This is a genomic window from Enterobacter cloacae complex sp. IR5403 (assembly GCF_049238705.1).
Lineage (GTDB): Bacteria > Pseudomonadota > Gammaproteobacteria > Enterobacterales > Enterobacteriaceae > Enterobacter > Enterobacter hormaechei_C.
In genome coordinates, this window is record NZ_JBMKHP010000003.1 from 232,094 (window position 1) to 246,199 (window position 14,106).

Consider the following 14,106-nt stretch of genomic DNA (forward strand, 5'->3'; position numbering starts at 1 on the left):
CCGTTTGCACGGGGAAGTTCCTCACTAAGCCTAATCACGCTGACGCGTGATTACTTAGTGATAACCTTGCGGCCGCGGTAGAAACCGTCAGCGGTGATGTGGTGACGCAGGTGTTTCTCACCAGAAGTCTTATCTACAGACAGGCTGGTAACTGCGGTCAGCGCGTCATGGGAACGACGCATGCCACGTTTGGAACGGGTTGGTTTATTCTGTTGTACGGCCATGGACCTTACTCCTCAATTACTTACGCTTTAAGCTGGCTAATACGGCAAATGGGTTTGGTTTTTGCGCTTCATCAGGCAGTTCCCCAAAGACCATGTCCGCCTCGGACACTTCACAGTGTTCAGAATCATGCACCGGAACGACTGGCAGGGAGAGGATGACTTCATCTTCAACCAGCGCCAGAAGATCGATTTCACCGAATTCGTTAACCTCAATCGGCTCATACGCTTCCGGGAGTGCTTCAGCCTGTTCGTCAGAACGAACCGGACTAAAACAATACGTTGTGTGAACATGCTGTACAAACGGTTTCCCGCAACGCTGACATTCGAGCGTTACCGTCACCTTTGCATCACCGGTTAACACGGCGAGACGCTGGTTGTCGATAGCGAACGACATGGAGCATTCTACATCACTGTCCACACTGACTACAGATTCGGCAATACGCTCAGCCTGATCGGAAGAATAGATTCCTTCGTAATCGAGGCGTTTTTGAGCCGTACGAACCGGATCAAGAGTCAGGGGTAATTTTACCTTTTGCATAGGGCGCGCATATTAACTTTGTAACGTCATAGAGTCAAAGAAAAAGGCAACCAGAGCTGCCTTTTGCCAATTATTCGCACACATTGCGGCCTGTAGTTTAAAATGGCTGGCATCGATACGCTATATCTGGTGATAAAAATATGCCAAATCTCGTCCTTGCTTCCACTTCACCTTATCGCCGAATGCTGCTGGAAAAGCTCGGGATCCCGTTTGAATGCGCCACGCCGGAGGTGGATGAAACGCCACAGCCGGGCGAGTCACCGCGTCATCTGGTGACCCGTCTCGCGAAAGAGAAAGCACAGTCACTGGCCGTACGTTACCCCGCACATCTGATTATAGGCTCCGATCAGGTTTGTGTACTGGACGGCGAAATCACCGGTAAACCGCATACGGAAGAAAACGCCTGCCAGCAGTTGATGCGAGCACGTGGCACTATCGTAACCTTTTATACGGGTCTTGCGCTCTACAACTCCGCCTCAGGCCATCTGCAAACGGAATGTGAACCCTTCGACGTGCACTTCCGTCATCTCAGCGAGCAGGAGATTATGGATTATGTGCGTCGGGAACGTCCGCTAAACTGTGCGGGGAGCTTTAAAAGTGAAGGGCTGGGGATTGCGCTGTTCGACAAGCTGGATGGTCGCGATCCCAACACGCTGGTGGGGTTGCCGCTGATTGCGCTGTGCCAGATGTTAAGGCGAGAAGAGTGTAATCCACTGACGATGTGACTTTTGCCCAGCGGCGCTTCGCTTGCATGGGCCTACTACGCTGCGGCCTGATGCCCTCACCCCGGCCCTCTCCCACAGGGAGAGGGAGCAAACATTAAAAACGGCAACATTCGTTGCCGTTTGACGTTTACCTTAGCCGCGCAAAACCTTAAGACAGCGTTTAAGCTGCTCATCCAGCGGCGCTTCAATACGGATAACTTCACCGGTATTAGGATGGGTGAACTTCAGCGCTGCCGCATGCAGGAACAGACGCGACAGCCCGGTCCCCGCCAGCTGCTTATCAAATTCGCGATCGCCATAGCGGTCATCAAACGCAATCGGATGGCCCGCAAACTGGGTATGGACGCGAATCTGGTGAGTACGCCCTGTCACCGGACTACAGCGCACAAGCGTGGCGAATTCGTAGCGCTCTTCGACTTTAAAGCGCGTCTCAGACGGTTTCCCTTCCTGATTAACACGAACAATGCGCTCGCCGCTTTGCAAAATATTTTTCAGCAGCGGCGCCTGCACCACTTTCACGTGGGACTGCCACTGGCCGCGCACCAGCGCCAGATAATCTTTCTGCATCCCTTTTTCGCGCAGCTGTTCATGCAGTGAACGCAGCGCAGAACGCTTTTTCGCCACCAGCAGTACGCCAGAAGTATCACGGTCAAGACGATGAACCAGTTCGAGGAAACGCGCTTCCGGGCGCAGCGCGCGTAACCCTTCAATCACGCCGAAGCTCAGGCCGCTCCCCCCGTGTACCGCCGTTCCGGACGGTTTATTCAGCACCAGAATGTGGTCGTCCTCATAAAGGATAACGTCGCTCAGGGCCGCGACTTTTTGCAGCTTCGGAGAAACGACCTCTTCTTCACGCTCTGCAACACGTACCGGTGGAATACGGACTTCATCGCCCGCCTCGAGCTTATACTCGGGCTTCACGCGTTTTTTGTTCACCCGCACCTCGCCCTTACGCAAGATGCGATAAATCATACTTTTTGGCACGCCCTTCAACTGGGTGCGCAAAAAATTATCGATACGTTGCCCCGCCTCGTCGTCGGCGATGGCAACCATTTTTACGGCTGGAGTCTCTGTTTTCATGGTTGGCGATTCTAAATAGCGTCAGACATTAGCGCCACTCATTTTTCTATGCTTATATTTACTTTTATCCGGACCACTCCCCTTTCGCGCAATCGATTTGGTGGTTATTAAACCAATCACCCCGTTGAAGTGAAGAAACTGTGAGTAACCGGGTGATAATTGGTAAAAGTCATCTTGCTATAACCCGGCGAGCAGTGGAATAATGAATCCGTTTTCCGCGTTAAATCCGGGTTTTGTAAGGATGTCGACGGAATGACCAATTTTGTCTGACCGATCATCCACGCAGCAATGGCGTAAGACGTATTGATCTTTCAGGCAGTTAGCGGGCTGCGGGTTGCAGTACTTCCCGGTATAAGGATTGTTCTCTGGAGAGTTTTCCCAGGCAATTCCCCTGATAATTGCGCTGTGTTTCCGTATGAAACACAGGCAACCGACACTCTGCGCCTCTTAAGCGAGCGACAACCGTGAGGTTGGCGACGTGAATAGACACGAGGCCATCGGTTCATACCCCGGAAAGCGTCACCTTGCCCGCAGCTTTGTCGTCAATGTAAGAATAACGAGTAAGTTACGATGAAAAGAATGTTAATCAACGCAACTCAGCAAGAAGAGTTGCGTGTCGCCCTTGTGGATGGGCAGCGCCTGTACGATCTGGATATCGAAAGTCCTGGACACGAACAGAAAAAAGCGAACATTTACAAAGGCAAAATCACCCGCATTGAACCAAGCCTTGAAGCTGCATTTGTCGATTACGGTGCTGAGCGTCACGGTTTCCTTCCTCTCAAAGAAATCGCCCGCGAATATTTTCCTGCAAACTACAACTCCCATGGCCGTCCGAACATTAAAGATGTTCTGCGTGAAGGTCAGGAAGTTATCGTCCAGATCGATAAAGAAGAGCGTGGCAACAAAGGCGCCGCACTGACCACCTTTATCAGTCTGGCAGGAAGCTATCTGGTATTGATGCCAAACAACCCGCGTGCGGGTGGCATCTCTCGCCGTATCGAAGGCGATGACCGTACCGAGCTGAAAGAAGCGCTGGCAAGTCTTGAACTGCCAGACGGCATGGGCCTTATCGTGCGCACCGCAGGCGTCGGCAAATCTGCCGAAGCGTTGCAGTGGGACCTGAGCTTCCGCCTGAAGCACTGGGAAGCCATTAAGAAAGCGGCTGAGAGCCGTCCTGCTCCGTTCCTGATCCACCAGGAAAGCAACGTCATTGTGCGTGCCTTCCGTGATTATCTGCGTCAGGACATCGGTGAAATTCTGATTGATAACCCGAAAGTGCTTGAGCTGGCTCGCCAGCACATCGCCGCGCTGGGTCGCCCGGATTTCACCAGCAAAATTAAACTGTACACCGGTGAAATCCCGCTGTTCAGCCACTATCAGATTGAATCCCAGATCGAGTCTGCCTTCCAGCGTGAAGTGCGTCTGCCGTCCGGCGGTTCTATCGTTATTGATACCACCGAAGCGCTGACCGCTATCGATATCAACTCCGCGCGTGCAACCCGCGGCGGCGACATCGAAGAGACTGCCTTCAACACCAACCTTGAAGCCGCTGATGAAATCGCCCGCCAGCTCCGCCTGCGCGACCTGGGTGGTCTGATTGTTATCGACTTCATCGACATGACCCCGGTTCGCCACCAGCGTGCGGTTGAAAACCGTCTGCGTGAAGCGGTGCGCCAGGATCGCGCACGTATCCAGATTAGCCATATCTCGCGCTTCGGCCTGCTGGAAATGTCCCGTCAGCGCCTCAGCCCGTCACTCGGCGAGTCCAGCCATCACGTCTGCCCGCGCTGTTCCGGGACAGGTACCGTGCGTGACAATGAATCGCTCTCCCTCTCTATTCTGCGTCTGATTGAAGAAGAAGCGCTGAAAGAGAACACCAAAGAGGTTCACGCCATTGTTCCGGTGCCGATTGCCTCCTACCTGCTGAACGAAAAACGTGCAGCGGTGAGTGCAATCGAAGCGCGTCAGGGCGGCGTTCGCTGCATCATCGTGCCAAACGACGAGATGCAAACTCCGCACTATCATGTACTGCGCGTGCGTAAAGGCGAAGAGACAAGCACCCTCAGCTACCTGCTGCCGAAGCTGCATGAAGAAGAAATGGCGCTGCCATCTGATGAAGAGCCTGCCGAGCGTAAACTGCCTGAGCAGCCTGCATTAGCAACCTTCATCATGCCGGAAGCCCCGCCGGAAGCGACGCTGGAAAAACCAGCGGCAAAACCTGCCGTGCAAAAGGCAGCCCCTGCCGCGCCAAAAGCGCAGCCTGAGCAGCCGGGTCTCCTGAGCCGCTTCTTCGGCGCGCTGAAAAAAATGTTTGCTGGCGAAGAAGTTCAGCCTGAGCAGCCGAAAGAAGCGCCAAAAGAAGCGAAACCAGAGCGTCAGCAGGATCGTCGTAAGCGTCAGAACAATCGTCGCGATCGCAATGACCGCAACGACCGCAACGACCGTAGCGATCGTAACGAGCGCCGTGATAATCGTTCCGAGAACAACGAAGGTCGTGAACAACGCGAGGACAACCGTCGCAACCGTCGCGAGAAGCAACAGCAGAACGTTGAAGATCGTGAGATTCGCCAGCAGGCGGGCGATGAGTCCGAGAAGAGCAAACAGCGTGACGAGCAGCAGCCTCGCCGCGAGCGTAACCGTCGTCGTAACGACGAGAAACGCCAGGCCCAGCAGGAAGTCAAAAACCTGAACCGCGAAGCGCCTGTTGAACAGCAGGACACGGAGCAGGAAGAGCGTACTCAGGTTATGCCGCGTCGTAAGCAGCGTCAGCTGACCCAGAAAGTACGTGTGGGTGCTATTCAGACGGAAGAAAACGACGTTATCGCGGTTGAAGCAGCAGAAAGCACAACGGGTACCCAGGTTGCAAAAGTTGACCTGCCAGCCGTAGTGGAAAATCAGGTTGAGCAGGACGAAAGCAGCGAAAACCGTGACAACGCAGGTATGCCGCGTCGCTCCCGTCGTTCTCCGCGTCATCTGCGCGTGAGCGGTCAGCGTCGTCGTCGTTACCGTGACGAGCGTTACCCGACTCAGTCGCCAATGCCGCTGACCGTGGCGTGCGCGTCACCTGAGATGGCATCCGGTAAAGTCTGGATCCGTTATCCAGTTGCTCGCCCGGAGCAGGCTGTTGAAGAACAGGCTGTGACCGAAGAGGTGATTGCACCGGTAGCAGCGGTGGAAGATGTCGTGACTGAAGCAGCAACCGTGGTTGAACCGCAGGTTGTTGACACGGCGGCACCGCAGGCTGTGGAAGTGGAAACGACCCATCCTGAAGTGATTGCTGCGCCGGTTGATGCCGCCCCGCAGATCATTGCCGAAGAAGATACCGTGGTGGCTGAAGAAGTCGCGGAGGAAGCTGAACCGGTCTCCGCAGCAGAAGAGCCCGCAGACGTTGCCGTCGAGACGGTGACGGAAGAGGTTGTTCAGGACGTCGAGATTCAGGTTGAACCTGTTGTCGAAGAGGTCAAAGCGCCTGAAGTGAAATCCGAGCCGGTTGAGGTCGTTGCCGCTCCAGCGCCTGCTCACGTAGCTACCGCGCCGATGACTCGCGCCCCGGCACCTGAGTATGTACCTGAAGCGCCACGCCATAGCGACTGGGTTCGTCCGGCATTCAACTTCGAAGGCAAAGGTGCTGCCGGTGGTCACAGTGCGACGCACATGGCTACTGCGCCAGCGACCCGTCCTCAGCCTGTTGAATAACGCACGCTAAGTAAGACTGAAAGCCGACCTTCGGGTCGGCTTTTTTATGGCTGTTGCAGGGGCTTTCTCATTCCGGTGACCTCCGGCATTATCTGCCGCATCAGCTCCAGAAAACGCCGCAAGCGCGCCGGATAATAACGAGACCAGGGGTAAACCAGATGTACCGGTAACGCTGCCGGCTGCCACTCTGGCAGTAAATGCACCAGTCTTCCTTCCCGAATATCATCCTGTACCGTCCAGCTGGATACCACCGCAACGCCAAGCCCGGTGAGTGCAGTATTGCGCGCCACATACAGGCTGTCGGTACTCAGGCGTGGCGTAATGGTAACCCGCGCCGGGGCGGATGATGCATCGTGGAAAAGCTCCACATGGCGTTGATAAAAAGAGCTGATGGCAATCCAGGGAAGCTGTTGCAAATCTTCCGGCGTTTTAACCGCGGGATAACGGGCCAGTAATTCCGGTGACGCCACCACCGAGCGCGGCACTTCAGCCAGCAGCACGGACACGGTTGCCGGATCGACTTCCACACCCACCCGAATAGCACAGTCAAGGTTATCGCCGAGGAAATCAACCGAGCGATCGTTAAGCATCCACTCAACAGAAAGCTGGGGATAGCGCTGCAAAAATTCGGTTAACGGTTTCAGAAGCTGATCCTGGCCAAACGCGTGCGGGGCGCGCACCCTCAGCACCCCAACCGGTTCATCTTCCGTCTGCCCTACCTCGTCTTCCAGCGCCAGCCAGCTGTCAATCACCCGTCGGGCATGCTGATAGCAGCGTTCGCCGTCATCGGTCAGCCGGGTCGTATGGGTCGTGCGCAGCATCAGGCGTACTCCCAGCATGGTCTCAAGCGACTGCAACCGTCGGCTCACCGTGGCCTGGGTTGTTGCCAGCTGACGTGCCGCCGCAGAAAGAGACCCCGCCTCCACAATGCGAACAAACGTTCGCATCAGTTCTACCCGATCTATACGCTCAGACCTTTTCATACCATTTTTACCCATACGCCACACGTATAAGCGTTTTACCACCGCGCCCGCTACCGTCGCAAGGCGAACTGATAAAAAATAGCCGCACACGACGAATGAGGAACATCTTATGAACACAACCACCACCCGGGCCGTGAGCCGCTGGGTCATCTTAATGCTGGCGCTCGGTGCGGGCTTCAGCGTGGCATCCATCTATTATGCCCAGCCTCTGCTGCCGCTGATGGGCTCAGACCTGCACCTGAGCATCGAAGGCATGGGCATGGTTCCGACGCTCACCCAGGCGGGTTATGCCTTAGGCATCCTGTTTCTGCTCCCGCTCGGCGATCGTCATGACCGCAGAACGTTGATCCTGATAAAAAGTGCGGCCCTGGCGCTGTTCCTGCTGGGTTGTAGCCTGACCGGACAGCTGCACTCCCTACTGCTCACCAGCCTGCTGATTGGCATGGCGGCGACCATGGCGCAGGATATTGTCCCGGCCGCAGCGATCCTCGCGCCGGAAGGTAAACAGGGAAAAACGGTCGGCACGGTGATGACCGGCCTGCTGCTGGGGATTTTGCTCTCCAGAACTGTGAGCGGCGTGGTGGGTGAGGCCTTTGGCTGGCGCGTGATGTATCAGCTGGCCGCCGCAAGTATTGCCTTTGTCGGCGTGGTGATGTGGGCCGTGCTTCCCCGCTTCGCCGTTCACTCCACGCTGAGCTACCCGGCGCTGATGCGCTCCATGGAACACCTCTGGCGTCGCTACCCGGCGCTGCGTCGGGCCGCGCTGGCTCAGGGTTTTCTGTCGATTGCCTTTAGCGCATTCTGGTCAACGCTGGCGGTCATGCTGCTGGAACGGTATCACCTTGGCAGCGCCGTAGCGGGTGGATTTGGTATTGCCGGAGCCGCTGGCGCGCTGGCCGCACCGCTGGCGGGTGGTCTTGCCGATAAGCTGGGCGCCGGTAAAGTGACCCAGCTGGGTGCCGCGCTGGTGACCCTCTCGTTTGCCCTGATGTTCCTGATGCCAGCACTGGGTGTACACGGTCAGTTGATCCTGATTGCCCTCTCCGCGGTCGGTTTCGATCTCGGCTTGCAGTCCAGCCTCGTGGCCCACCAGAACCTGGTCTACAGCCTTGAGCCGCAGGCCCGTGGACGCCTGAACGCCCTGCTGTTTACCGTCATTTTCATCGGAATGGCGCTGGGTTCGGCATTAGGCAGCAATATCTATACGCTGGCAGGCTGGTCTGGCGTGGTGGCTCTGGCAACCCTGTGTGGTGCCATTGCGCTGGCTATCAGAGTGGTTGAAAGCGCCAGGGTGCTGTCCGCACAGGCTGAAAGTGTGTAAAAAAAATGCCCAACCCGGACGGGTTGGGCAGTCAAAACATGCCCAGTTTCAAGACATGTTCCAAAAGGTCTGAGTCTTATCTGTTCATCTGGAACAAAGACATACCCTGCATATCGCTAAAGGCTTTATACGAGGCCTGCAACGCCGCCTGCTGCATGGTGTAGGACGAAATCACCGAGTTCCAGTCCACGTCAACCAGGTTACTCATCTGCTGGGTCTGACCCAGCGCGCGGTCTTCACCCAGAGCGTCCAGCTTGCCCAGCTCATCCAGCTTGATGCCGAGGTCGGCGCGCACGGTCAGCACGTTGTTGAGGGAGTTGCTCAGGCCACGGTTGGCTTTATCAATAGCCGCCGTAAACGCCTCGGCTTTCGTTTCATCCTCCCCAATCGGCGTATTCAGCGCATCAATTGCGGCGTCGAGGATCTTGAACAAATTCGTTTCCGGCGCACTACCATCTGGCTCTGGCTTCGCATTGCTGGTGAAGCTATCGAAAACTTCAGTGCCCGTATGGCTAATTTGCATCGTGCGCGCGGAGTCAACCTGCTGGCTGATTGGCGTTCCGCCGCCCTTATAATCACCCGTCGCCTGGTCGAAAGCCGCCGCTTCGGTCTTGTAACCGGAAAAAATATAGCGACCGTTACCGTCCGTGCTGTTAGCGAGGTTCATGAGCTGATCGCGAATACCTTGCAGGTTCGTTGCCAGCGAAGCGCGGTCATCGTCACTTAACGTACCGTTGCCCGCATTGACAATCTTTTCCTGAGCAGCCTGGATGGCGGTTGTCACTTGCGATAACACGTTCTCTTCCAGCGACACTTTCGTCGTAGCGAAGGAGCGTGCCAGCGCATACTGGCTGTTTTGCGTTTGAGCCTGAGAGAGCACAACGGCCTGCGAGGCGGCAATCGGATCGTCAGACGGACGGTTGATGCGCTTACCCGTAGACATCTGCTCGCCGTAGCTGAGCCAGAGACTTTGGGAGTTCGTCACGCCGCGCATGCTTTGCTCATACATCATTTGAGTACTAATACGCATTTTTTATGCCTCAGCCTTAGCGGATATTGATCAATGCATCAAACAGCGTGCTCGCCGTTTGCAGCACCTGCGCATTCGCCAGATAGTACTGCTGATAGCGTTGCAGGTTGCCATACTCTTCATCCAGGTTAACCCCGGAGATTGACTGCTGTTGTTTGGTCAGCTGCGTTACCACGTTAACTTTGGTTTCGCTGCTGGTTTTCAGCGACGCCGTGGTGCTGCCTACCGTACTGACCAGCGCGGCATAAGCATCGTTAAAGGTTTTGTTCCCTCCCACCAATTTGGCGCTCTGTAAATCCAGCAGCTTCTGGCCATTGGTATTGTCGCTTTCGCCGCTTCCTTTCGCGGAGGCCATCGCCAGTTTGGATTCGTCGCTGATCGCTACGTCCATATTCACAATGACGTCATTCACCGGTTTGACGATGAAACTGTCTTTATTATCGGCTGAGCCGCTAATCTTAACGTTGAGACCATCAAACGACAGATTACCGCTGGCGTCAGGCTTGGCCGTGAAGCTGGTATTGTCCGACAGACGCGTGATTGTCCAGTCAGTACCGTTGTACTCAACTTTATAGTTTGTCGCCTGGACCTTTGTACTGTCCGTCATCGTGGCCGTAACGGACGCGCTTCCGGTGTTTTTACCGTTACTCAGCACTGCCGGCGAGCCAAAATCAAACAGCTTGCCGCCTGGATCCCCGTTGGCATCAAAGCCCGCCTGGTGCTGGGTATTCATGGCATCGGCAAACGCCAGCGCCATCTGGTTAAGCGTGTTTCGCGCCTGATCCAGATCCTGAGAACGGAACGTTAACAGCCCGCCAAGCGACCCCGTGGTGATCTGTTTTTCTGAGATCTCCACGTTGCCCGCTGCGGCATCCACATACGCAATTGTTGTACGCGCTGGGTCCGCACTGGATTTCACCGCCGCCAGCTGGCTGGCGTTGCTGCCCTGTACCAGGGTGTAACCGTTGGCGATAGAGATGTTGTAGGTGCCGCTGTCCTGTACGGTGACGTCCACACCGACAATCTTGTTCAGTTCACTCACCAGCTGATCGCGCTGATCGAGCAGTTCATTCGGGGATGCGCCCGCACCGACGCCAGTCAGCCGGGAGATCTGATCGTTAAGATTGGCAATCTGTTTCGCGTAGTTATTGATCTGATCGACGCTGGTAGAAATCGCCGTATTGACCTGCGCATCCTGATCGCGGAGATATTGATCGTTGGTTTTAAACTGGTTTACCAGACCATCCGCCTTCCCGAGTACCGTCTGGCGTGCAGCCGGATCTTCTGCGTTACTCACCAGCGTTTGCAGGCTTTTAAAGAAATCCTGGAGGTTGGCAGAAAGCGAGTTCGTGGTATCAGAAAGCACGTCGTCAATTTTTGACATCTGCTGGTAGCGCGTGGTCAGCCCACTGCTCTGGTTCTGCGCCGCGCGCAGCTGGTTGGTGATAAACGCATCATATTCACGCTGAACACCGGAGACATAGACCCCGTTACCCACCCAGCCACCGCCGGTCAGGGTGCTGTTTGATGCCCCCAGAATGGTGGTCTGGCGGGTATAACCTGCCACGTTGTAGCTTGAAATATTATTACTGACGGTATTGAGTGCCGACTGCGCAGCACTGAGGCCACTCATGGCGCTGTTAATCAAACTGGACATGGGGGTTCCTTTTATACGTTCAGACACGAGTCCTGATGAAGGTTATCGGCAACCTCCACCGGGACTTGAGAACTTTCAGAACAGATTTTCGAGATCTGTGCTATACGCTTTGCTGACCTTCTCAGACATGGATTTCAGCTGCTGGATCATGCTGGTCAGCTTGCGCGCATAGTTTGGATCGGTCGCGTAGCCAGCATTCTGCAATGCCTGAGCGCCCTGCTCTGGCGTGGCGGCCTGGGTCACGGCGGTGTAGCGCGGATTCCGGCTCAACAGCCCGACATAATCCGACAACGCTTCCAGATACGAGCTGTAGACGCGGAATTTGGCTTTCACCTTCACTGCCGCACCATTCTCATATTCGGTGGTGGTGATTTCCGTGGTCGGCCCTTTCCAGCTGGAGGTGGCCTTCACGCCAAAGATGTTGAAGCTCGGCTCGCCGTTCTCCCTGCGGATCTGACGTTGCCCCCAGCCCGACTCCAGCGCCGCCTGCGCCAGAATCAGATGGTGCGGCACGCCGCTCTCTTCACTGGCAAGACGCGCCGGGAGGGAGAGCTGCGCCAGGAAGTCTTTGCTATCACCGGAGAGCGGCTCGTCACGCGTTTCTGTCGGCTTCGGCATCGCCTTACGCACCATCTGCGTCAGCGCCTGATTTTGATAACTGGTCACCTTTTCCAGATCAAACTTCAGCGGCACATGCGGCGGGGCCTCTTCAGGCGGGAGCCCCTGAGCGGCTGCGGTCTGCTTCACAATCATGTCCGCCAGGCCGAGCCCCTTTCCGGCGGTCATTTGCTGGGCAATCTGCTGATCGTACATGCTGGTGTAAAGCCGCGTGGAATCACTGCTGAACATGCCATCTTTCGGCAGGGTTTCACGCATGCTTTTCAACATCATCTGTACGAACATGCCTTCCACCTGACGGGCAACCGGGCGGATATTCGCCGCCGGATCCTTGCCCGCTTTGGTTTTCAGCTCGTTGAGCGACTGGGCATCCCAGGCGGCACTGGTCAACAGTTTGCTATCGGTCAGCATTTAGATGATTTCCAGTCTGGCGCGCAGGCAGCCTGCACTTTGCATGGATTGCAGAATGGACATCAGATCCATTGGCGTTGCACCCAGCGCATTCAGAGCACGCACCACGCTGTTCAGGTTGGCGCTGGAGCGCACGCTCTGCAACGAACCGCCGCTCTGCCGTAAATCAATCTGCGTTTGCGGGGTCACTACCGTCTGACCGCCGCCAAACGGGGTATCCGGCTGGCTGACGTTGGCCGAGCGGTTAACCGTGACGGAAAGATTGCCCTGCGCCACGGCGCAGCTGTCCAGCGTCACTTCGCGGTTCATCACCACCGAGCCGGTACGGGAGTTGATAATGACTTTCGCATCCTGAACCGGCACGTTCACTTCCATATTCTGGATATCGGCCAGCATCCGCACCTGGTTGCTGCTGCCGGTTGACGTGCGGATCTGCACGGTGCGGGCATCCAGCGCGGTGGCGCTGCCGTAGCCCCGGCTGCGGTTGATGGTGTCAGCGATCTGCTGCGCCATCGTGAAGTCTTCGTTATTCAGTTGCAGGTTAATGGTGTTGCCGGTACCGAACTGGGTCGGCAGCTCACGTTCGATGATCGCGCCGTTGGTAATACGTCCCCCGTTCAGCTGGTTCACCTGCACGCTGCTGCCGCCCGCCGACGCGCCTGCCCCGCCAACCAGAATGTTGCCCTGCGCCAGGGCATACACCTGGCTGTCGACGCCTTTCAGCGGCGTCATCAGCAGCGTACCGCCGCGCAGACTTTTGGCGTTACCCATCGACGAGACAACCACGTCGATGGTCTGCCCCTGACGCGCAAAGGCCGGATAAGACGCGGTCACCATCACGGCCGCCACGTTTTTCAGCTGCATGTTGGTTCCGGCCGGTACGGTAATACCGAGCTGCGAGAGCATGTTGTTCAGGCTCTGGGTGGTGAACGGCGTCTGGGTCGTCTGGTCACCCGTCCCGTCCAGCCCCACCACCAGGCCGTAGCCAATCAGGGAGTTTTCGCGCACGCCCTGCACGCTGGTGAGATCGCGTATACGATCGGCCTGCGCAACGGTAGCGACCAGCGACAGCGCCACGGCGAAGAGAAATTTATACATAGGTCACCTCGCTTACATCGGCGATAAGTTAAGGAAGAAGCGTTGCAGCCAGCCCATATTTTGCGCTTCGTTGATGTAGCCGTTGCCGACGTACTCAATGCGCGCATCCGCCACCTGGGTGGACGGTACGGTGTTGGTGCCGCTGATGGTGCGAGGGTTAACCACACCGGAGAAGCGAATGAATTCCGTACCCTGGTTAATGGCGATCTGTTTTTCGCCCACCACGTGCAGGTTGCCGTTCACCAGAACCTGGTCAACCGTTACCGTCAGCGTTCCGCTGAAGGTGTTGCTGGCGTTAGCGCCACCCTTACCGTTAAAGGTGTTGCCGCCGGAGGCTTCCACATCCGCACGGGCGTTGCCGAACAGCCCTTGCAGATAGCGCGGTACGGTGTCGAAGCCAAAATTGGTTTTGCCGTCGCGGCTGGCGTTCGCCGACGAGCTCTTACTCGCACTGACGTTTTCCTGCAACACAATGGTCAGCGTATCGCCAACGTTACGCGGACGACGGTCTTCAAACAGCGGCTGATAACCGTAGTTAATCGGCTGCGCGGTCTGGAAAATAGAGCCGTTCACCACCGGCGCGGGGCCGGGAACGGGTTGGGCGGTAGTCGCACCCTGTACCAATGGTTTAGACGGGATCCAGGCACACCCGCTGAGGGTGACGGCCAGAACAGTCAGGATCGGATAACGAAACGCCGCGTTTTTTTGCATTGCCTTCATCTTCG

General features: G+C 56.3%; 12 protein-coding genes. 3 read left to right on the forward strand and 9 right to left on the reverse strand.

Going from position 1 to position 14,106, the window contains the following annotated elements; genetic code table 11:
• Window positions 1–50: 50 nt before the first annotated feature.
• Window positions 51–224 carry a 50S ribosomal protein L32 gene (gene rpmF / locus ACOTW6_RS06235; protein ID WP_003857964.1) on the reverse strand — a complete coding sequence of 58 codons (174 nt, stop codon included), beginning with the start codon at window positions 222–224 and terminating at the stop codon, window positions 51–53.
• 16 nt (window positions 225–240) lie between these two features.
• On the reverse strand, window positions 241–762 hold the full coding sequence (gene yceD / locus ACOTW6_RS06240; protein WP_003857966.1) for a 23S rRNA accumulation protein YceD: 522 nt from the start codon (window positions 760–762) through the stop codon (window positions 241–243).
• Between the two features lie 140 nt (window positions 763–902).
• Between yceD and ACOTW6_RS06245 the strand changes: the two genes are divergently transcribed.
• Entirely contained in the window at window positions 903–1,487 is a 585-nt protein-coding gene (locus tag ACOTW6_RS06245) for a Maf family protein (RefSeq protein ID WP_033487236.1), read from the forward strand.
• 132 nt (window positions 1,488–1,619) lie between these two features.
• Here the strand turns inward: ACOTW6_RS06245 and rluC are convergent, their stop codons facing one another.
• The gene (gene rluC / locus ACOTW6_RS06250; RefSeq protein ID WP_003857970.1) at window positions 1,620–2,567 is read right to left on the reverse strand and encodes a 23S rRNA pseudouridine(955/2504/2580) synthase RluC; all 948 of its coding nucleotides are present in this window, start codon (window positions 2,565–2,567) and stop codon (window positions 1,620–1,622) included.
• Between the two features lie 570 nt (window positions 2,568–3,137).
• Between rluC and rne the strand changes: the two genes are divergently transcribed.
• Window positions 3,138–6,263: a ribonuclease E gene (rne, locus tag ACOTW6_RS06255; RefSeq protein WP_062932032.1), complete on the forward strand. Its 3,126-nt coding sequence runs from the start codon at window positions 3,138–3,140 to the stop codon at window positions 6,261–6,263.
• Window positions 6,264–6,307: 44 nt separating this feature from the next.
• Here rne and ACOTW6_RS06260 read toward each other — a convergent pair whose 3' ends face one another.
• On the reverse strand, window positions 6,308–7,261 hold the full coding sequence (locus ACOTW6_RS06260; protein WP_062939385.1) for a LysR family transcriptional regulator: 954 nt from the start codon (window positions 7,259–7,261) through the stop codon (window positions 6,308–6,310).
• 94 nt (window positions 7,262–7,355) lie between these two features.
• Between ACOTW6_RS06260 and ACOTW6_RS06265 the strand changes: the two genes are divergently transcribed.
• Window positions 7,356–8,567 (forward strand): MFS transporter, encoded by a 1,212-nt coding sequence (locus tag ACOTW6_RS06265; protein WP_062932033.1) that lies wholly within the window; start codon window positions 7,356–7,358, stop codon window positions 8,565–8,567.
• Window positions 8,568–8,643: 76 nt separating this feature from the next.
• Here ACOTW6_RS06265 and flgL read toward each other — a convergent pair whose 3' ends face one another.
• From flgL to flgH, 5 genes are all read right to left on the reverse strand, one after another.
• Window positions 8,644–9,597, reverse strand: coding sequence for a flagellar hook-associated protein FlgL (gene flgL, locus ACOTW6_RS06270; protein WP_062932034.1), 954 nt, complete (start codon window positions 9,595–9,597; stop codon window positions 8,644–8,646).
• 16 nt (window positions 9,598–9,613) lie between these two features.
• Complete coding sequence (gene flgK, locus ACOTW6_RS06275) at window positions 9,614–11,254, reverse strand: flagellar hook-associated protein FlgK (protein WP_062939384.1); 1,641 nt, start codon at window positions 11,252–11,254, stop codon at window positions 9,614–9,616.
• Between the two features lie 75 nt (window positions 11,255–11,329).
• Complete coding sequence (gene flgJ / locus ACOTW6_RS06280; RefSeq protein WP_062932036.1) at window positions 11,330–12,283, reverse strand: flagellar assembly peptidoglycan hydrolase FlgJ; 954 nt, start codon at window positions 12,281–12,283, stop codon at window positions 11,330–11,332.
• Complete coding sequence (locus ACOTW6_RS06285; RefSeq protein ID WP_015570830.1) at window positions 12,284–13,381, reverse strand: flagellar basal body P-ring protein FlgI; 1,098 nt, start codon at window positions 13,379–13,381, stop codon at window positions 12,284–12,286.
• 12 nt (window positions 13,382–13,393) lie between these two features.
• A complete protein-coding gene (gene flgH, locus ACOTW6_RS06290) occupies window positions 13,394–14,092 on the reverse strand; it encodes a flagellar basal body L-ring protein FlgH (RefSeq protein ID WP_003857987.1) in 699 nt (232 codons plus the stop codon).
• Between the last annotated feature and the right edge of the window lie 14 nt (window positions 14,093–14,106).